Raw genomic sequence first — 19,483 nt, forward strand, 5'->3', positions numbered from 1 at the left:
TCAGCCGACGGCAGGGAAATAGCGCAGGGCCCTGAGCAGAGCTTTTGCCCCATCTGCTTTTGTCAGGGCCACGCGTTCCAAAAGCGGGTCTTGACGGCGCAGGCGAGCGGTGAGGATGTGGCAGAGTTCCACGATTACGGCAGCTTCCAGTCGCATCCGACGATCCCGGACGAGCAGCGGCAGGGTCCTCGCGTTCCTGTTAAGAACATCCACACCATCCAGCATCCGATCGAACACGCGACGCACGCCCGGTTTGCTCCGGACCAGACGCAGATCATCCAGGCAGACGCCTTCTTCTTCCAGCCACGGTAGCGGGACATAGCAGCGGTCCAGATCCTTCAGATCGCCCGCGACATCCTGAAGATGATTGATGACCTGAAGTGCGGAACAGAGCGCATCGGATGGGGCGAGCGTTTCTTCGGCCTCGCCGTGTAACAGGAGCAGAAAGCGCCCTACAGGGTTGGCGGAATATTTGCAGTAATGCAGCAGTTCGTCCCAGCTTTCGTAGCGGTTCTTTTCGGCATCCATGCAGAACGCTTCGAGAAGATCCGTTGCCGTTTCAAGCGGGACGCCTGTCTGGAGCAGGACGTCGCGAAGTTTGACCGCTGTTTGTGCGTCCGCGCGCTGAGGAGCTGTGATCTCACCCCGGATAACGGCTGCCATGCCCTTGAGGCGTGCAATCTTTTCAGACGGCGTCAGCTCAGTCGTGTCCACCATATCATCCGCGACACGCGCGAAATTATAATAGGTATGAACGTAAGGCCGCAGACGCGGGGCGATCAGAAATGATCCAACGGGAAAATTTTCGTCGGATTTGCCTTTGGCGGAGGTGACGTCTTTCGTCCCCCAGATGGTGTCTGTCACGATGTTTCATCCGTGTAGGAACGATTTTTCCACCGCACACCAACGCCACGATGGTGGTCGATGGCCGAGCCGATGGTTGCGGCCATGTAAAAAGCCGCAACAAGTGGAAGAGGAATGGCGCGCCACAGCGGCAGGCCGAAACGGCGGAGTGTGGGTACGAATGTCAGGCATGACACGAGATAAGTCAAAAGCCCGATCCGCCGTTCCCGCCCCTTGCCAAACAATGTGAGTCCGATGGGAAGCAGCCAGATCATGGCCATTCCCAAGATCGTCGCGAACAAAAGGAGCGGCGAGTGCCGGAGTTGCACATAGGCCGTGCGGGCAATCATGTGCCAGACATCTTTCATGCCGCGATATGGCCTGATCGACCATGCCAGCGCACTGTGCCCCAGATAGAGCCGCCCACCGGACCGTTTGACATGAGCAGCCAGAGTGCAGTCGTCGATCAGGGCGCCGCGTAGTGCCTTGATCCCGCCGATCCGCTCCAAGGCCCGACGACGCAGCAGAATGGTTCCCCCCGCAGCCCCGGCAATGCGGGAGCGTTCGCTGGCGATCCGCGAAAACGGGTAGAGCATGGCAAAGAAATAGACGAACGCCGGAACCAGAAAGCGCTCCGCATGACTCTCGCAGTTCAGCGCCACCATTTCCGAGACAAGATCCAGATCATCTTCCCGCGCCTTGGCAACCAGAGAGGCCAGATGCTCCGGCGCGTGCATGATATCGGCATCGGTCAGGAGGACGTATCCATAAGGACCAATCCGCGTCAGCGCTTCCTGTTCTCCCTGATGGACGGCCCAGAGTTTGCCGCTCCATCCTGCCGGACGTTTAGCGCCTGTGATGACCGTCAGGCGCTCATGCGGATCAGGCAGGGTACGGGCAATATCGGCCGTTCCATCCGTGCTCTCGTCATCGATCAGGATAATGGACAATTTGCCATCATAATCCTGTTCGAGAAGAGACGTCAGACAGGCTCCGATGGACTCGGCTTCATCACGCGCTGGGATGACAACCGCAACATCAGGCGCCGAAGCTGGAGCGGGCTTCTGGTCCAGAATGGGGCCTTTCTGCCAGAAATTCCCATGAAACAGCGAAAGATAGATCCAGGCTCCCAGGCTGGTCAGTGCAGTTCCGAACAGCATTATTTCATCCGTCCATGCTGACGGAACCAGACGATCGCGTCTGTCACGGCATCGCGGGCCGGGCGTGGGGTGTATCCGAGTTCTCTTTTGGCCTTGTCCGATGAGAAGAACATCAGCTTCTTCGACATGGCCAGTGTTTCACGCGTCACCCGAGGTTCAATGCCGAACCCGCGCGCCAGCCATTCGGATACGAGGGCTACGGGGTAGAGCCAGGATTGCTTGAGTTTGATTCTCGGCGGCTTCACCCCGGCAATCTGGCTCACCATGTGGAAAAGATCTCCCAGCATGATGTTCTCGCCGCCAAGGATGTATTTCTCGCCGATCTTGCCCCGCTCCAGAGCCAGAGCATGGCCTTCCGCGACATCATCGACATGGACGATATTCAGACCCGTCTCCACATAGGCCGGCATCTTTCCGCTGGCGCAGTCGAGAACCATCTGCCCGGTCGGTGTTGGCTTGATATCCCGGGGGCCAACGGGGGTGGACGGATTAACGATAATCGCGGGCAGATTCTTTTCGCGGATCAGCCGCAGGACTTCCTGTTCCGCACGATATTTCGAGAGCTTGTAGATCCCGATGACCTGACTTTCCGTCACCGGAGTGTTCTCGTCAGCTGATTCGCCATTTTTGCATAGGCCGAGTGCAGCCACTGAGGAACAGTAGATGATTTTTTCTACCCCGGCCTCCAGAGCGGCCAGCATCAGGTTGCGCGTGCCCTCCACATTGGCCTTCATCATGATTTCCGGATCCGGAACCCAGAGCCGGTAATCGGCAGCGACGTGGAAAAGGGTTTTGACGTTTTTCAGTGCCGGAGCGAGCGTGTCCGGATCGGCGAGATCTCCGACAACGATTTCCGCGTCAAGCTCCGCAATATTTGAACGGTCGGATGTCGGGCGGACGAAAAGTCTCAGGCGGTGTCCGCGTTCTTCAAGGACGCGGGCGACGGCAGAGCCGACAAACCCGGTAGCCCCCGTCACGAGTGTGACATCGTTCATGGTGGCAGTGTCTCCTTGGGTCATCAGCAGATGGTTGCAATTTATGACAGCATAATCCTCCCGGCTTTTCGGGGAAAGCGTCTGTGAGGGTGGAATATTAACGATACCTGCGATAGATCGTGTGCAAACGGCATGTGACGAAGACGTTGAAAAAAACTCTCCCTGTTCTCCTTTCCCTTCTCGGGGTGGCCCTGTTCACCTTCATTGCGGCCAGAGCCGGTATCCATCCTGTCATGGAAGCGCTCTCCAAAGTCGGGCTTGGCGGCTTCCTGCTCCTTGCGGCCTGTCAGCTTGTGGTGGATGTGGGCCTCGGGATTGCCTGGCATGCAGCCGTTCCTATTCTCAGCGTCAAACGCCTGATGGCCGCACGTCTTGTTCGGGACAGTGCGGGAGCCTGCCTGCCCTTCTCCCAGCTTGGCGGAATGGTTATTGGTGTTCGTGCAACAATGGCGGGTGTGGATCCAAGAACTGAACAGGGCGAAGAACTGCACTGGCCCGAAGCCGTCGCTGCCAATCTTGTGGACATCACAACAGAAGTTCTGGGGCAGATTGCTTTCGTGCTGATCGCACTGCTCTGCCTTATCGGTCATCATGACGCTGCCAGATTTGTCTGGCCGCTCATTGGCGGAATGGCGCTGCTTAGCCTCGGAATTGCCGGTTTCATCTGGACCCAGCAGCGCGGTGGAGCGACGGTCAGTAAGGTTGCGACATTTCTGGGGCGTCACATCGCTGCCGAATGGCGTGACTCGCTGATCGGAAATACCGCTGCTTTCCAGTCTCGCTTGGAAGAACTCTGGAGCCGTCCGGACCGAATTTCTCTGGGCGCACTCTGTCATCTGATATGCTGGACGGGCAGTGCTGCCATGACGTGGCTGGGACTTCAGCTTCTTGGCGCGCATGTCGGATTTTTCTCGTCCGTCGCCATTGAAGGCGTAGTCTGCGGCATTATGTCGGCAGGTTTTCTGGTTCCGGGCGCGCTTGGGGTTCAGGAAGCCGCTTATGTCGCGCTTGGGATGATTTTCGGCGTGGATGCGGAGGTATCCCTCAGCCTTTCGCTCCTGCGGCGTGGACGGGATATCCTGATTGGCATTCCTGTGCTTCTCATCTGGCAGTTCGTTGAGATGCGGCGTCTTCGTCATGAACGTTCTGCGGCAAAGCTGGAAAACGAACCAGCCGCTGCCTCTCTTCGCAAAAAGGTCATTGCGCCAGCTGTGACGGCCCTTACCGGGAATATCAAGAAAGAAGCAGTGTCCCGAGACGGAAAAACGCCCGAAGACAGCTCCTTCGCGACAGCAAGGCGCGTGTTATGACGCCGCTTTTCAGTTCCCTTTGTGTCATCGGTCCGGGACTGATTGGCTCGTCCATTTTACGGCGTGCCAGAGAAGCGGGCACGATTGCTGGAACCCTGATCGCAGCGGACTCGAAGCCGCATGTTCTCGAACGGGTTCAGGAACTGGGGATTGCGGATGTTACGACGTCTGATTTAGCCGTTGCGGCACAGGCGGACTGTGTCATGATCTGTGTTCCTGTCGGTGCGGTGGAAGACGTCGCACGACAAGTTCTTCCATATATGAAGCCCGGCTGTATTCTCACCGACGTGGCGTCGGTGCGGGGCCAGCTTGGGCCGACGATTCAGGCGATCCTTCCCGAAGGCATATCCTATATTCCGGGTCATCCCATGGCAGGAACCGAGCATTCCGGGCCGGACGCCGGGTTTTCAACCCTGTTCGAAGATCGATGGGCGCTTCTCGTGCCACCTGAAGGGTCTGATCCGGATGCGATCGCCAAAATCGAGGCACTCTGGAATCTGTGTGGTGCCCGAACGAAAATCCTGTCTGACGAACAGCACGACCAGATCTGCGCCATGGTGAGTCACCTGCCGCACCTTCTGGCTTTCACGATCTGCGATAGCGCCGATAATCTGTCGGACGAAATTCGCGCAGCGGTACTGGACTACGCGGCTTCGGGATTTCGGGATTTCACCCGAATTGCAGCCTCAGATCCGGTTATGTGGCGGGATATTTTTCTCGCCAATCGTGAGGCCTTGCTGGGTACCCTCGACAGGTTCTTAGCCGATACGCAGGCCATGGCGGATGCGATCCGTCATGGTGACGAAGCAACTATAACCAGCAAGATCGAACGTGGACGCTCGATCCGCCGAACCCTGATCGAAAACCGTCAGGCCTGAGATTTTTTAAGATGCATGAATCTGCTGCCGGGCTATGCCCCGGCAGCAGATCGTTTCTTCAGGCAGTGACAACACGCAGGGTATTCGTGCTGCCGGAATGGCCGTAAGGCAGTCCAGCCAGAACCAGAACCCGGTCTCCGGCCTTGCAGAAGTTCATGCTGCGGGCGAGTTCTGCGGCAGGGCCAGCGAGATCCTCAATGCCGTGAGCGGTTTGTTCGCGGTCCACGACATGCGGGAATGTCCCCCACACGATGCAGAGGCGACGCGCAACGTCTAGTTCCGGCGTCAGGGCAATGATTGGGCAATGCGGCCGCTCACGCGCCATGCGCATTGCGCCGCCGCCGCCACGGGTATGGGAAGCAATCACACCGGCATGCAGCGTACGGCTGACCTGCCAAGCTGCCTGAACAATCGCACACTGAACGCTCTCGTCCGGCGTGGGGCGCAGACGGTCCATGCGGACCCGCCATTCATGGTCCTGCTCGACCCGCTCGGCGATCCGTACCATCATTGATACGGCCTCGAGTGGATATTTGCCGGCAGCACTTTCCGCAGACAGCATGACTGCATCCGCACCGTCATAAACGGCATTGGAGACGTCAGAGACTTCGGCGCGTGTCGGGGTCGGGCTTTCAATCATGCTCTCGAGCATCTGCGTCGCCACAATCACCGGACGGCACTGTCTGCGTGCTTCGGCAATTGCGCGCTTCTGGGCAACCGGAACTTCCTCGGGCGGAAGTTCGACGCCGAGATCACCGCGCGCCACCATGAGCGCATCCGAAAGATGTACGATGGCTTCAAGGTTATCCATCGCCTGAGGCTTTTCGAGCTTGGTCACGATCGCTGCGCGGCCGCTCGCAATATCGCGCGCTTCCTGGACGTCTTCTGGACGCTGCACAAAAGACAGAGCCACGAAATCGACACCAAGCGACAGGGCGAAGTCGAAGTCGCGGCGGTCTTTTTCGGTCAGTGCTGGAATGGGAAGCGTCACGTCGGGAACGTTGACGCCCTTGCGCTCGGACAGTTTGCCGCCGACCACCACAACCGTTTCGAGAAAGCCCTCCCCGACTGTGACGACACGCAGCTTGAGCTTGCCGTCATCCAGCAGAAGGTGGCTTCCCGGCTTCGCAGCGGAAATAATTTCCGGATGCGGCAGACAGACCCGCGCAATCGTACCCGGCGTACGGTCCAGATCCAGACGGAACGGTTTGCCTTCCTCCAGAATCACGGGGCCGTTTTCAAACACGCCAACGCGCAGTTTGGGGCCCTGCAGATCTGCAAGGATCGCCAGCGGGTGCCCGACTTTCTCCTCGGCGGCACGGATGGCGGCATGACGCTCGCCATGATCTGCATGCGCACCGTGAGAGAAATTGAGCCGGAAGACATTCACACCGGCCTGCGCCAGAGAAAGGATCATCTCGGGGGACGATGAAGCCGGCCCCAGTGTGGCGACGATCCGCGTGCGGCGGTGATGGGAACTCGATGTCATATACGGCGTCCTCGATCGGAAAAAATCAGTTTGGTTGAATCGTCTCGCCCGGGAGCAGGCCCCAGAAAAGACGGCGTGGCAGCCAGCCGTCGTAGCCCTTCACGCTAACATGGCACCATTGGGAGTTCTGCGGGCACAGCTTGATGTTGCCCACCGTTCCCTGCTCCAGAACCGCAACCACGGTGCTATCTTCTTCCGGATGGCTCATGAGAAGCACATCATTTTTATGTGCCCTCGCCTCATCCTGCGTTGCGACGCGGGCAAGGATGCGGGCGTCGGCCTTGCCGATATGGTCGCCTTCCTGCGCGCTCGCCTCGCCCGTCTGGGCTTTCACACCTTCGGGAGGAAGGCCCGGAATTACGAATGTGCGGCTTCCATACAGCGTTGCCTGATGGACCCAGCCCTTCTGGCCATCGGAGTCCTCCACAAGACGCCAGACATCGAACTCACGCTCGATCTGCACCGGAAGCCCGCGACGATGATAGACCCAGTCGATCGGATAACGGTCTCCGGGTCCGCGACGCATATAGACTTTGTCAGCCCGGAGCGCGGCGTAACGCGGCAGGGGCAGACCGGTATTGCTGCCCTTGTCTGCATTTTCGGGGGCGGGAGGAACGGCGGCGGTGGCCGCCTGATCCGCAGCGGCTGCCGTTGAAGCCGCGGCTCCTGCTACAGCCGCCCCGGCGACTACGGGAGCCGCATGTTTCAGCGCGGCATGATGGGCTGCCTTGTGGTGCGGCGCCGGAGATGTCGGCTTTGCCGCGTCGGCCTTGTGGTGTTTTTTCGCAGAAGCGTGTTTGTCCGCGGGTTTTGCGGCGCTTTCTGTATGTTTCTTATGATGGTGGGCCGCCTGCGCGCCGTGAGCGGCCAGCAGGATCGTGCCTGCCAGAAGCGCACGCAGAAAAGCGGATGGGCCTATGGCGGAACGCGGAAGGAAGACTGACATTCTCATGAGCGCATCCCTGCCAAGGGCCGACGGTTTGGGCAAGTCATCAAAACGGGGAAAGGCATCCTGAACCCGTAATCTTTAAGGAAAACTTACAACGCAAGGAGCGGATTGTCTCCCGCCAGTTCGAGAAAGCTGACAATTCCTTTCACCATCACGCCTTCCAGAAGATTTTCCGGAACCAGCCCTGCCATCGTCAGACCGGTTTCGCAGGCCATGACGGTTGCGCCAAAATCGAGCACCGCCGCTCGCAATTCGCCGAACCCTGCGACCCCCCGGGCCTCAAGCAGGCTATCGGCAAGGATGTCTTGAAGTCCTGACCAATCCGGCGTCAGGGCAAGAACACTGCGTCCGCCTGCGAAAATTGTGACGTCACGCCCGAGCGAGAGCGCCCCTGCCGCCACCACCATCGCATAATGGGCGCGTTGCCACGAATCATCTGCCAGCGTCAGAAACAGGGGACGGCTCATGGTTTGACGGTGTCCTCATGATGTGCCGGACAGCGGGGATCGCGTCTGAGCGTAAAACCGGTCATCGTTCCCGACAGCGCGTCCCACATACTCACCCGCGTTTCGTCACGCCCTTCGAGGCCGATGATTTCACGCATGACTTCGACGGCCATCAGACTTCCCATAACGCCTGTGGCGGCGCCCAGCACACCCGACATTCCGCAGTCCGGTGCCGCTGTCTGTTCGGCTTCGGGGAACATACAGCGATAACAGGGACCGCCCTTCTGAGACCGAAAGACGGCGAGTTGCCCCGAAAATCCTTGTACAGCGCCAGAAACCAGAGAGCGTCCGTACCGGACGCAGGCATCGGAAACTGCAAGCCGGGTCGGAAAATTATCGGTGCCGTCACAGACGAGATCGTATTGCGGTACAAGATCGTCCAGCGTCGTCTCCGTTGCGCGAACCGCGTAGGGACTGATTTTGACCAGTGGGTTAAGCGCTTTCAGGCGTCGGGCTGCGGCTTCGACCTTGAGCAGTCCAAGATCGTCTGTTCCATAAAGAACCTGCCGCTGGAGGTTGCTGAGTTCCAGATGGTCATGATCCATAATCCCGATATGTCCAATGCCCGAAGCCGCAAGCTGCTGGAGCAGAGGCGCTCCGAGACCGCCTGCGCCGACGACGAGCACGGAAGCCTGTCGAAGCTGCGCCTGTCCGGTCGCGCCCACCTGAGGCAGCAGGATGTGGCGGGAATACCGTTCCAGTTCCTGGTCGGAAAATTTCATGTCCATGGAACGATGATAATTGCTGACTTTCGCTCTTGAAAGACGTTAGCGTGATAATCGTCAGTCACCGTGGGGTTGCATTAGCGGGACCCGAGGCAGGGAAATGTCATGAGAAAAGGATTTCGCAGAGCCATGCCCCGTGCATGGCAGGGTCTGGGCGTTACGGCCGGTGCCGTTCTGGCCGCCTATGCCGTCTCCCCTTATCTTGCCCTGTGGGACATTGATCGGGCCTTGCACGGTAATAATGCGTCGCGTCTGGCGCCCCATGTGGACTGGTCGTCGCTGAGCCATTGTCTGAAGGAACAGTTCACACCGGCAGCTCCCGCCGATGATGATCTACCGGGCTTTGGCAGTTCTTTCGCCGGACAGGTCGTGTCCAACGCGATCGACACCCATCTGACGCCTGCGACGCTGATGAGCACAGCCCATCAGGTCATGCCGCATGACGTATCAACCTCCGGCTGGCTCGGGGTATGGCATGGCGTGCATGCCCATTTCGTAAGCGCGGGAAAGTTCGAGGCCAGTCTGGATCAGCCGGGGCAGACACCGTTCGTCCTGCATATGAAATTCGAGCACTGGGGCTGGAAGATCACACGATTCGAGATGCCTGCTCCGGCGCACGCAGCCTGAAAACTCAGGCTGCGGGAAGGTCTTCTTCCAGAACGGTGATGTGAATGGCGTAGGAAACTTCACCTTCGTCTTCGTCACGGTGAACCGTTCCGATCACTTCTCCCGACACGGCCAGTTCAACGCTCATGCCCTTGCGGCTGGGCTTGTTGACGGTCAGTTTCGGAGAGCCCAGCAGGCGCTGGAGCGTGGTCTGGAGGCGTGTCACCTCGGATAGGGTCATATCGGCCATTGGTGGCATTCCTGTGCTGCAAGGGAACTGCCCTGTAACCCATCGACACGTACAAAGGAACCCGCCTCCTCTATCCCCGTCAGGGATGCTGTTGTAGAAACCGGGCACTTCACATGTGATTGTGTCCTGTTCGCCATGAATCGTTCAGGGTCCGCAGTCTGCTTCCCCTTCCGCGCAAAGGAGACATGATGCGCCCGGTTTTCCTCCGAATGATCGTTGCCCTGACCTCCACCGCCGCCCTCTCGGGATGTGGATATTTTGATTCCCGGAATGCGCATAAGGCGCAGTACGAAATGATCGGGATGACCAGCTACGATCTTCAGTCCTGCGCGGGTATTCCGGCCAGCACGAAGAAGCTGAACGATACGACCGAGCTCTGGCAGTATGACGGAAGCATGGCGCTGCCGACCATGCCGGCTGATTCAGGCTTCATTCCCGTCCAGTCCGCAATCAGCATTTACCAGTCCGCTCTGGGTGGCGGTGGCACGACCTGCCGGATGCTGGTCCGCGTGGATCATGACCGGGTTTCGGAAGTTCATTATACCGGCAATGACGATGAATATATTGGAACGGACGGTATCTGCTCCATCATCACGCGAGGCTGTGCCCGTCAGCGTGAATCGACAATGCGCCGCGTAAATGCGGGCCCGTTCGGTCCTGTGTCGGCTTTCCATCCGCCGCGCACACCGCCCCAGAGCGCTACGGCCACCTATTCCGATCAGTCCGGAAAATATGTTCCCAAGTTCAGCAAGGACGACACCCAGCCGGTTATCCAGCCGGTCAAGTGAGTTTGAAAAAAGGGCCGGGACAACTCTGTCCCGGTCCTTTTTTTGTTCAGGAGTTTATGAGACGCTTCATTTTCTGAACCGTTGGTCCCAGACCGTCGAAAATGGCCTGTCCGATCAGGAAATGGCCGATATTGAGTTCGGCAAGACCTTTCAGGGCGGCAATTGCTTCAACATTATCATAGGTCAGCCCGTGCCCCGCATGGAGTTCCAACCCACAGGCTAAAGCCGTGTGTGCGGCCTTTTGCAGACGCTCCAGCTCATGCTCACCCCCCAGCGCATAGGCGCCCGTATGAAGCTCCACGACGGGTGCGCCCAAAGCTGCAGCCGTTTCGATCTGTCGTGTATCGGGATCGATGAACAGGGAAACCCGTATTCCTGCGTCTTTCAGGCGGTTGATTTTGGAACTCAGGGCTTCACGCTGCCCGACGACATCAAGCCCGCCCTCGGTTGTGACTTCCTGCCGTTTTTCCGGAACCAGACAGCAGGCATGCGGACGAAGCTCACAGGCGAGCCGGACCATTTCGTCCGTTGCGGCCATCTCGAAGTTCAACGGCGCGGAAAGCGCCTTCAGACGCGGCATGTCAGCGTCGCGGATATGGCGACGGTCTTCACGCAGATGCGCCGTGATTCCGTCCGCTCCTGAGACAATCGCCAGTTCCGCTGCGGCGACCGGATCGGGAAACGTGCCGCCTCTGGCATTCCGCAACGTGGCGACGTGATCAATGTTTACACCAAGACGGATCATGATCTTTTTCCTTCCCGATAAGCGCTCATCCCGTCTGCCAGACGGATGGCGGCCAGAAGACTTGAGACGTCGGCGCGGCATGTCTCCGTCACAGTACCTGCGATATCGAAGGCTGTGCCGTGATCGGGCGATGTGCGGATAATGGGCAGTCCCAGCGTCACGTTCACGCCCTCAGCCATATCGAGCGTTTTGAGTGGGATGAGAGCCTGATCGTGGTACATGCAGATGGCAGCATCATAGTTTGGTCGGGCCGTGGCGCTGAACATCGTATCCGGGGGGAATGGCCCCTGACAGTCGATCCCCTGTGCGCGCAGGCGCTCGATCGCAGGGCGGATGATCGTGATTTCCTCCTCGCCCATCAATCCCTGTTCACCGGCATGAGGGTTGAGCCCCGCAATCGCAAGACGCGGAGTTTCAATTCCGAAATCGCGTTTCAGGGCTGCATTTGCCGTTTTCGCAACGCTCACGATGCGATCGGTGGTCAGCGTTTCCAGCGCCTTTCGCAGCGAAACATGCACCGTCACCGGCACGACCCTGAGTTGGGGTGAGACCAGCATCATGATCTCCTCCCCTGTCATTGCACAGAGTGCTGCCAGAAACTCCGTATGCCCCGGATACGGAAAACCTGCCGCCGTCAGAACATGTTTGGCGATTGGGTTGGTGACGACGCCGCCAGCCCGGCCCGCAAGTGCGTATTCAACGGCCAGACGGATGCTGATGATCGTGGCTGCGGCATTACGCGGGTCAGGCTGTCCCGGAATCACGTCGGCTTCACAGAGAACTGGCAGGATGGGCAGGCTGTCGGCGAAAACCGCACCTGCTTCTTCCGGTGTTTTGATCAGAGTGATGGGCACTGCGGCTTTGACCAGACGCGGATCGCCCAGCCAGAAGAACGCGCCCTCCCCTGAATGCCGCAGCTTGTGCCATGCTTCCGCCGTAAGCTGCGGGCCGATACCCGCAGGATCTCCCAGCGTCAGTGCCAATGGTCTGGAGGGGGGCACCATCAGCCTGCTTCAGCGAGAGCTGCGAGCACCCGAACCCAGGAGCGAATTCCCTTGTGGAAGGAGTCCAGCCCGTATTGTTCGTTCGGAGAATGGATCCGGTCGTCGTTCTGGGCAAAGCCGATCATGAGCGCATCCAGCCCCAGGGCATCCCGGACTTCTCCGGCCACGGGAATGGAGCCACCCGATCCAACCATGGCGGCCGGAACGCCCCACTCATCCGTCAGGGCCTGAAGCGCCGGCGTCAGGAAGCGGCTATCACGGGAAACTTCAAAACCCGGAGAGCCGCCATGCGCCGTAAAGGTTACGCGGGCGTCTGCTGGCAGGGCCGCGCGGATATGCGCGCGAAAGGCCTCGCGGATGCGGTCCGGGTTCTGTCCCGGAACCAGACGGAACGAGACTTTTGCCATGGCTTTAGCAGGCAAGACGGTTTTGAAGCCCTCGCCTTCATAGCCTCCCGAAATCCCGTTGATCTCGCAACTCGGACGGCACCATGTCTGTTCGATCGCGCTGTAGTTCTTTTCGCCAGCCGCAACCGACAGACCTGCTTCGTCGAGCAGGGAGCTATCGTCGGGAAAGAGCTTGCTCCACTGCGCGCGGGTTGCGGGCGCCGGATCCTGAATGCCGTCATAGAACCCCGCAAGGGTCACCCCGCCATCCGCGTTCCGCAATGTGGCCAGAGCCTGACACAGAACGGCAATCGGATTGGCCGCAGCGTTGCCGTACAGACCGGAATGCAGATCATGGCTGGCGCACTGGATAACCACTTCATCCGCCATCATGCCGCGCAGGGACGTGGTGATCCCCGGTGTTTTGCGGTCGGCCATGGACGTATCACAGACGAGTGCGACATCCGCTTTCAGTTCTGCGGCGTTTTCCTTGAGGAACGGGAACAGGTTGGCACCGCCACACTCCTCTTCGCCTTCCAGCAGAACACTGACCCGGACTGGCAGTGATCCCGTAACCTGCTTCCATGCCCGGCACGCTTCAAGGAAGGTCATGACCTGTCCTTTGTCGTCGCTGGCGCCACGGGCAACGATCACCTTGCGGCCTGACGGTTCTTCGATCAGGCGAGGCTCAAAGGGAGGGGCCGTCCAGAGCGATTCCGGATCTGTCGGCTGAACATCATAGTGTCCATAGAACAGAACATGCGGGCGATTGTCGTCTTCGACTGAGCCCTGATCGTGCCCGACAACCATCGGATGACCGGGGGCTGCCCAGTGAACGTTGCGAACATCCGCCGTCATGCCCAGATTTTCGAGTTCGTTCTGCATCCACTTGGCGGCCTTGCGGCAATCGGCGGCATGTGTGGGCTGGGTTGAAATGCTTGGAATACGCAGGATCTCGAAAAGACGTGATACCGACGCCTCCAGATGGGTGTCGACATTCTGGAGAACGGCATCAAGTTTCTCGGAATAGGCAGTCATTGTATTGTCCATAATTCAGGCTGGTTAAGATCCACAAAGTCAGGCGGGAGCGTCGTTCGTTTAGGCGTCATCCGTCGTCAGTCGACGCGGTTGCAGCCGGATCGGAGCCGGAGCAAAAGCGATCTGGGTTTCGGGATTTTTCTGTGGACGCAAAGTCACGGTCGACGGTGTGAGGGGGGTAATACCCGCCGAGACGGAAAGAACGTCCTTCAGGTCTTTGTAGAAACTCGAATGAGTGGCGTCTTCGTCCATTCTGGCCTGCGCCTGTCGGCTTATCGCGTTCCACAGATCGACGTCGGTATACAGGCGTATGACAGCTTTGGCGAACCTCTCCGGGTCACAGAAGCCGCCCGACAGACAGTTTTGGCCATCCTCCCAGCCTAATGTGTGACAGACGCTCTCCGAGAGCACTGCGGGCAATCCGGCTGCTGCGGCATCCAGAACTTCGCGTGGAGCGGCAGCGAGGACACGCGCAGGTTCTACGAGAATACGACGGGATCTGTAGAGCGTATCCAGATCGACGTCTTCCGGAAAAGCTTCTAGCCGGCGGTATCTTGTGAAGGCCGAGAGGTCGATCTGCTCCGAGCGGTAGCCTGCCAGAAGAACGGTTGCGTCAGGTGGAAGGTCACGGTCCAGTTTTGAAAGGACATCATGAATGAAGAAATGCAAACCATCATGCACGGCATCGCCGCTGGTATGGACCGGAAGGGCCAGAAGGATGCCTGAACGTTTTTCAAAGGATGGAGAAGGCGTTGACGGAATTGGAGGATGTCCGATGACGCGCACATTGGTCAGGCCGAGCGCTTCCAGATCCGCTTTTTCGTCCTCGTTTCCGACAGCGACAGCCTGCGCCAGCCAGACCTGATCGGTATCAAGTTCCAGATCGTCCAGAAACAGCTCCCGGTCATTGACAGCACCGACACGCCTGCGCAGATGGGTTTCTCTGGCCGGGCTTGCATGAATATCCGCGACTATTCCAAGCTTGGGCAAAAAGCCGGAATGCTGTTGCAGGATCGGGCCGGCCTGCTGGAGTGTCTGTAATCCGCCAATCCAGACGCCATCGAAACAGTCCGCGCGGTCCCGCAGAAAGCCCGGAAGCTCGGACAGATCACAGTCATCCATCAGCTCAATATCAGGCGGAAAATCCAGAGCTGTTGCCACGCAATCGTGCAGCGTGCCCTCCAGCGGAAAGACCGTGACCCGATATCCAAGCTGGCTCAGTCCGACAATCATATCCCGATGACGCAGACAGGTCGTTCCCAGCACAGGATGAGGCAGTCGCTGACACAGGAACAGTATCGCTGACGTCCCAAACGTGGAGCGTGCCCGCATGAGGCTGGTTCCGGGCAAAGGCTGTCTGGAGAGTAGACCTGCAAAACGGCGTTTCAGCCAGGATTCATTGCGCGCTCGCAGATCCGCCGCGATTGCAGGTTCGGAGGGTGATCTGTCGATCACATCCGGATCGTAAAGGATTTTCCCGCCCGCCTGACGCAGGGAGAGGCAGATCGCCAGCAACTCAGCTTCGAGGCCAATGCATCCCAGAGTGAGGCGATTATGCTCCCGCAGCGGGGAGCGGCGACAGAACAGGAGGCCGCCGGTGAAAGCGTCCACCCAACGTCGGAAAGCAATTTCGGGTTCGTTGGCCCGCATTCCGAACCCGAAAGGCGTAAAACTCGCATTCCTCCAGACGACGCTACCAGCTTCCCGAACTTTACTGTCCAGCCCCAGAGACTGGCCGCCTACGGCCCAGACCTGTGGATCTGCGAAGGCGTCAAGCCCGATCTTCAGAGCACCGGGGAACGGTTGGACACCGGCGGAAAGCAGCAGGATGATCTCCCCCCGTGCAAGTTCAAGTCCGAGCCCCATCTGTTCGGCATGGGTCGTGCGATAAGGAGGACGGACGATGTGTACCCCGCGGACGAACCTTTCGATCTGGGCAGTCTCATCGGTGGAGCCCGCATCGACCAGAATAACCTGAAGGTTGCGATCATTATTTGCGTGGAGTGCCGCAAGGGTGGAGAGCGTTTCCTGAAACTGGTTTGAAACAGGCAGGATAACCGTCATGTCCGGCGCTGTGAGCGGTTGAAAATCCAGCGGTGCACGAACCAGAGAAGGAATGAGAGTCTGCGCTCGCTGAAGATCAAGCAACTGGTATTGCTCTTCCGAGGCCTCCAGAGCTTCGTCCTGCGTAGGGCTGCCCTGAGACTGAACCCACAGAGCAAAAACGTCGGGGATATGAGGCTGGCGCAGCAGGCGCTGTATTCCGCTCTGTCTCAGAAAGCCTGCGAGATCGACAGCTGCCTGAGGCTGACGTTTTTCTGAAATCCCAAACCGGATAAAGTGTTCATAACCATTGCGGAAGCTTCCCTGAGCCACGACTTCGCGGACATCAGGATACTGCTCGGCATAAAAAGCTTCACTGAACCAGGGATTGGGGTCGTAGGCTATCGGGTTTCCATTGGTCAGATAGTGATGAAGCGGGCTCTGGTAACGGTTGTTCTTCAGATCTTCGATCACGTCGGGATAACGGTCCAGATACCATTGCGGATCGAAATACCACGAACTGCGTCGACGTCCGGCAGATGAAAATCTGATGAACTGGAAGAAGTCTCCCATGCCGAAATCATAATGCTGCCGTTCGGTCATGCTGGCAGCACGGAAAACCTCGGGATCAAAAAACGCGTGAGATTTGCGGTGTTCCTGATCGCCTATCGCAAGATAATGATCGTAACCATTACAGAAACCTTGGGACTTGAGAACGTGTGGGCTCAGGTCGGGATTGCAGCTGAAATAGTTCTCTTCGGAAAACAGCCAGTGCGGAGAGCGGCTCCGAAAGCCACTTTCGCAATAATGCAGAAAGCCACTGTCAAAAATTCCAAGCCGGATCCCCTCCCTGACGTCAGGATTCTGGCGAAGATACCATTCTTCATCGAAGAACCGATTGGGAGAAAATCCGGCTCTGGCGCCATGCTGTTTCCAGTGACGCTCCAGCCCGTCGTCGCTCAGATCAAGCTCGGACGCCTCGGCTCCGTCTTTGGCGTCCTGGCGAAGCCGCTGTCCATAGCGCGTACGATACCATTCGGCGTCAAATGCAGCCCAGAGAGGCGGACGGTCTCCAGCAAAAGCCGGGGATTCAAGGATATGATCTTTCATTGATGCTGAACCCTCTGAAGCCATTTGCTGAGCGGCCGAACCGTTATTCCACCTTTACCGCTGCTGAGCGCGTCGGCTCTGCCAGAGCGCATGAAAATCGATGGGCTGGATGTTTGGGGACGGAAATCCGGCCTCGCGGATTGTATTCAGCAAAGCACTTCGTGCGGGTGGGAACAGAAAACGCGGCGCTTCGACCAGAAGCAGAGGCTCTACCGCCTCCTGCGGAATGCGTCCCGTCAGACCGAACAGGCCCGCATAGGCGAGACTGATTTCGTATAGCACCCGGGGTGTGGGCGCATCCTGTGTCGGTGCGCTCTCGAAGCCCTGTGCCCGGATGACCAGATTGACTTCGAATGTCGGCTGATCTCCAAGCTGACGCCCTGTGACATCCACCGTCATGCCAATATGAGGCTGCGAGGGAAGGTCGCGATAGACATCCGGAGTATTCTGGACGTCAATGTTCAAGGCACGGAGATACTGCGACCCTACAATCAGGGATGAGGAGGAAGGCAGGGAATCCGATACATCAAGGCTGGCCGAACTGCCTGTCACGGTATCGGTGTATGTCTGATCCATTGGCTAGCATCCTCATGCGGTCATGACCTTTTTCATTCCGTATTGCACTGAAATGCAATGAAATGTGGTGCCATGCACTCTGTCACGATGTCGCAGTTTTGACCAGCGGGGCGATTTCAATGCATCTTTCGTCCAACAGACCTGTTTCTGGAAAAGCTCCTCAGTTTTCAGGGAAAAGTGGAGCGCTTTATTCCCTCCCTCGTGCAGTCATGGATCTTCTGAGATATGCTGGCAACGATATCGCCCTCCTGCAAACGGTCAGCACGGGCGCATGATGCGCCCGCCTGCGAACATCATGACTGCTGACAGGGAAACATTCTTCCTGCCCGCACGCCTTGTTGCGCTGCAGACAGCACGATAGGACCATGTTCATGCTCAGATTGCTCATTCTTGTTATTCTTCTTGCGGTCCTGATCGTTTTTGCCCTGAGCAATACGGATCTGGAACCCATCTGGCTGGTCTCATTCGGCTGGCATCTTTCGATTGGCACGCTTGTTCTGGGTGTCGGCGTGATTGCGCTCCTGCTCGGGTTCCTGATCGGCCTGATCGGTGACATGCAACAGCGTTCACGCGCACGTCGGGCCGAGCAGCATGTCCGCACGCTGGAGAGCCAGCTTGTAGACCTTCACCAGCGTCTCGACCGCCTGCAAAACCCGGCAGCCCCCCTCTCCTCTTCCGTTGCTTCTCCAGAAACAAAGGTCTGACTTCCAGCATGTCGCGCCGCACACGACTGATCGTAGCTCTTGATACCGCTTCGCGTACTCAGGCCCAGCATTGGGCAGACAGTCTGAGAAATGACGTCGACGCCATCAAACTCGGGCTTGAATTTACTTATGCCTGCGGACTGGATGCCGTGAAAACGGTGTCCGATGGGCATCGACTGTTTCTGGATCTGAAGCTGCACGATATCCCCCATACGGTCGCATCGGGTCTTGCCGCCCTCGCCCCGTTGAAGCCGACGCTGACGACCATCCATGCCAGCGGCGGTGCTGAAATGATTGCGCGCTCCAGAGAAGCTCTTGAGGCGGCCTTTCCCGAACAGACACAGCGCCCGAAACTGCTGGCGGTTACCGTTCTGACCAGTATGAATGCGGAAGGTCTGCTTGAGACTGGCGTGAATGCAACACCTCAGGAGCAGGTACTCAGGCTAGGAAAACTGGCTGTTCAGGCCGGTGCAGATGGTCTGATCTGCTCTGCACATGAAATAGCCCCTCTGCGAGATGCTCTGGGTGACGATCCCATTCTGGTCGTTCCAGGAATTCGTCCTGCGGGGAGTGCGGCTGACGATCAGAAGCGGATCATGACGCCTGCTCAGGCTGCCAGGGCGGGCGCAGACTGGATCGTCGTCGGGAGACCCATTACGAAAGCCGCCGATCCTGTTCTGGCTGCCAGAGCCATCATGGAAGACCTCGCCAGCGTATGACGGGGGTCAAGATCTGCGGCATTCGGGACGTTCAGACGATGGCGCTCTGTGCCCGCCTGAAAGTGGACTGGGTCGGGTTCGTGTTCTGCGAAACCTCCCCTAGAGTCGTGACGGCTGATAAGGCATCACGGCTGCACGATAGCGCACCATCCGCGAAGGAAAACGGCCCTCTTCGGGTCGGCCTCTTTGTTAAAGCAGATGACAGATCGATAGAACAGGTTCTGAAGGCAGTTCCGCTGGATATCCTGCAGATTTACGATACTGCTGACCGTGCGCTCGAAATCCAGTCCCGCTTTGGACGTCCTGTCTGGCGGGCCTGTGGCATCGCCTCAAGGGCGGATCTGCCGACAGATCCACAAATGTCAGGATATGTTGTCGAAGCCCCGAAACAGGCACAGGACAGTCGGCCGGGGGGGCTCGGCCGAACATTTGACTGGTCTCTGACGCAAAACTGGACCTCTCCCTCATTCTGGATGCTTGCAGGCGGTCTGACCCCCCAGAATATCCAGAACGCAATTCGAGAAAGTCAGGCCCCGGCAGTGGACGTTTCTTCGGGGGTTGAATCGTCTCCCAGCTACAAATCTGCTGAACTGATTGAAAAATTTATCGCAAATGCCCGAAAGGGGCTTGATCTGACGTCAAACCTTTCGTAAACACCG

At 58.3% G+C, this 19,483-nt stretch carries 20 protein-coding genes; 7 read left to right on the plus strand and 13 right to left on the minus strand.

Features of this window, described 5'->3' with window-relative positions:
* Genes hpnC through hpnA form a run of 3 tightly spaced genes read right to left on the minus strand, consistent with a single transcriptional unit; the run spans position 1 to position 2,998 of the window.
* Positions 1-864, minus strand: a complete 864-nt coding sequence (gene hpnC, locus JK176_RS09400; RefSeq protein WP_211587573.1) for a squalene synthase HpnC — start codon at positions 862-864, stop codon at positions 1-3.
* Positions 861-2,003 carry a glycosyltransferase gene (locus JK176_RS09405; protein ID WP_211587574.1) on the minus strand — a complete coding sequence of 381 codons (1,143 nt, stop codon included), beginning with the start codon at positions 2,001-2,003 and terminating at the stop codon, positions 861-863. The genes hpnC and JK176_RS09405 overlap by 4 nt, the downstream gene beginning before the upstream one ends.
* Positions 2,003-2,998, minus strand: a complete 996-nt coding sequence (gene hpnA / locus JK176_RS09410; RefSeq protein ID WP_211587575.1) for a hopanoid-associated sugar epimerase — start codon at positions 2,996-2,998, stop codon at positions 2,003-2,005. Before hpnA ends, JK176_RS09405 begins: the two co-directional genes overlap by 1 nt.
* A gap of 134 nt (positions 2,999-3,132) precedes the next feature.
* On the opposite strand from hpnA, the gene JK176_RS09415 reads away from it, so the two are divergent.
* Entirely contained in the window at positions 3,133-4,308 is a 1,176-nt protein-coding gene (locus tag JK176_RS09415; RefSeq protein ID WP_211587576.1) for an HpnL family protein, read from the plus strand.
* Positions 4,305-5,186, plus strand: coding sequence for a prephenate dehydrogenase/arogenate dehydrogenase family protein (locus JK176_RS09420; protein WP_211587577.1), 882 nt, complete (start codon positions 4,305-4,307; stop codon positions 5,184-5,186). Before JK176_RS09415 ends, JK176_RS09420 begins: the two co-directional genes overlap by 4 nt.
* 58 nt (positions 5,187-5,244) lie before the next feature.
* On the opposite strand, the gene pyk is transcribed toward JK176_RS09420, so the two are convergent.
* The 4 genes from pyk to JK176_RS09440 all read right to left on the minus strand — a co-directional run bounded on the left by pyk (position 5,245) and on the right by JK176_RS09440 (position 8,858).
* The gene (gene pyk, locus JK176_RS09425; protein WP_211587578.1) at positions 5,245-6,675 is read right to left on the minus strand and encodes a pyruvate kinase; all 1,431 of its coding nucleotides are present in this window, start codon (positions 6,673-6,675) and stop codon (positions 5,245-5,247) included.
* Positions 6,676-6,700: 25 nt separating this feature from the next.
* Complete coding sequence (locus JK176_RS09430; RefSeq protein ID WP_211587579.1) at positions 6,701-7,627, minus strand: SH3 domain-containing protein; 927 nt, start codon at positions 7,625-7,627, stop codon at positions 6,701-6,703.
* 86 nt (positions 7,628-7,713) lie between these two features.
* On the minus strand, positions 7,714-8,091 hold the full coding sequence (locus JK176_RS09435) for a DsrE family protein (protein WP_211587580.1): 378 nt from the start codon (positions 8,089-8,091) through the stop codon (positions 7,714-7,716).
* Positions 8,088-8,858 carry a HesA/MoeB/ThiF family protein gene (locus JK176_RS09440; RefSeq protein WP_211587581.1) on the minus strand — a complete coding sequence of 257 codons (771 nt, stop codon included), beginning with the start codon at positions 8,856-8,858 and terminating at the stop codon, positions 8,088-8,090. The genes JK176_RS09435 and JK176_RS09440 overlap by 4 nt, the downstream gene beginning before the upstream one ends.
* A gap of 102 nt (positions 8,859-8,960) precedes the next feature.
* Between JK176_RS09440 and JK176_RS09445 the strand changes: the two genes are divergently transcribed.
* Positions 8,961-9,482, plus strand: coding sequence for a DUF2939 domain-containing protein (locus tag JK176_RS09445; protein ID WP_211587582.1), 522 nt, complete (start codon positions 8,961-8,963; stop codon positions 9,480-9,482).
* A 4-nt stretch (positions 9,483-9,486) separates the two neighbouring features.
* On the opposite strand, the gene JK176_RS09450 is transcribed toward JK176_RS09445, so the two are convergent.
* A complete protein-coding gene (locus tag JK176_RS09450; RefSeq protein ID WP_062107861.1) occupies positions 9,487-9,711 on the minus strand; it encodes a DUF3126 family protein in 225 nt (74 codons plus the stop codon).
* 188 nt (positions 9,712-9,899) lie between these two features.
* Here JK176_RS09450 and JK176_RS09455 point away from each other — a divergent pair, with 188 nt between their 5' ends.
* Positions 9,900-10,499 (plus strand): hypothetical protein, encoded by a 600-nt coding sequence (locus tag JK176_RS09455; protein WP_194263084.1) that lies wholly within the window; start codon positions 9,900-9,902, stop codon positions 10,497-10,499.
* A 46-nt stretch (positions 10,500-10,545) separates the two neighbouring features.
* On the opposite strand, the gene JK176_RS09460 is transcribed toward JK176_RS09455, so the two are convergent.
* From JK176_RS09460 to JK176_RS09480, 5 genes are read right to left on the minus strand one after another with little or no spacing between them, the layout of a single operon-like run.
* The gene (locus JK176_RS09460; protein WP_211587583.1) at positions 10,546-11,244 is read right to left on the minus strand and encodes a pyridoxine 5'-phosphate synthase; all 699 of its coding nucleotides are present in this window, start codon (positions 11,242-11,244) and stop codon (positions 10,546-10,548) included.
* Positions 11,241-12,248 carry a 4-hydroxythreonine-4-phosphate dehydrogenase PdxA gene (gene pdxA, locus JK176_RS09465; RefSeq protein WP_211587584.1) on the minus strand — a complete coding sequence of 336 codons (1,008 nt, stop codon included), beginning with the start codon at positions 12,246-12,248 and terminating at the stop codon, positions 11,241-11,243. The genes JK176_RS09460 and pdxA overlap by 4 nt, the downstream gene beginning before the upstream one ends.
* Positions 12,248-13,672, minus strand: coding sequence for a M20/M25/M40 family metallo-hydrolase (locus tag JK176_RS09470; protein ID WP_249194392.1), 1,425 nt, complete (start codon positions 13,670-13,672; stop codon positions 12,248-12,250). The genes pdxA and JK176_RS09470 overlap by 1 nt, the downstream gene beginning before the upstream one ends.
* A gap of 60 nt (positions 13,673-13,732) precedes the next feature.
* On the minus strand, positions 13,733-16,825 hold the full coding sequence (locus JK176_RS09475; RefSeq protein WP_211587586.1) for a glycosyltransferase: 3,093 nt from the start codon (positions 16,823-16,825) through the stop codon (positions 13,733-13,735).
* Positions 16,826-16,879: 54 nt separating this feature from the next.
* Positions 16,880-17,401 (minus strand): protein-export chaperone SecB, encoded by a 522-nt coding sequence (locus tag JK176_RS09480; RefSeq protein ID WP_194263075.1) that lies wholly within the window; start codon positions 17,399-17,401, stop codon positions 16,880-16,882.
* A 371-nt stretch (positions 17,402-17,772) separates the two neighbouring features.
* On the opposite strand from JK176_RS09480, the gene JK176_RS09485 reads away from it, so the two are divergent.
* The 3 genes from JK176_RS09485 to JK176_RS09495 are packed head-to-tail and all read left to right on the plus strand — an operon-like array spanning position 17,773 to position 19,477.
* Positions 17,773-18,105, plus strand: a complete 333-nt coding sequence (locus JK176_RS09485) for a lipopolysaccharide assembly protein LapA domain-containing protein (protein WP_211587587.1) — start codon at positions 17,773-17,775, stop codon at positions 18,103-18,105.
* An 8-nt stretch (positions 18,106-18,113) separates the two neighbouring features.
* On the plus strand, positions 18,114-18,824 hold the full coding sequence (gene pyrF, locus JK176_RS09490; RefSeq protein ID WP_211587588.1) for an orotidine-5'-phosphate decarboxylase: 711 nt from the start codon (positions 18,114-18,116) through the stop codon (positions 18,822-18,824).
* A complete protein-coding gene (locus JK176_RS09495) occupies positions 18,821-19,477 on the plus strand; it encodes a phosphoribosylanthranilate isomerase (protein WP_211587589.1) in 657 nt (218 codons plus the stop codon). Before pyrF ends, JK176_RS09495 begins: the two co-directional genes overlap by 4 nt.
* Positions 19,478-19,483: the final 6 nt, after the last annotated feature.

Source organism: Gluconobacter sp. Dm-73, from assembly GCF_018256215.1.
GTDB lineage: Bacteria > Pseudomonadota > Alphaproteobacteria > Acetobacterales > Acetobacteraceae > Gluconobacter > Gluconobacter cadivus.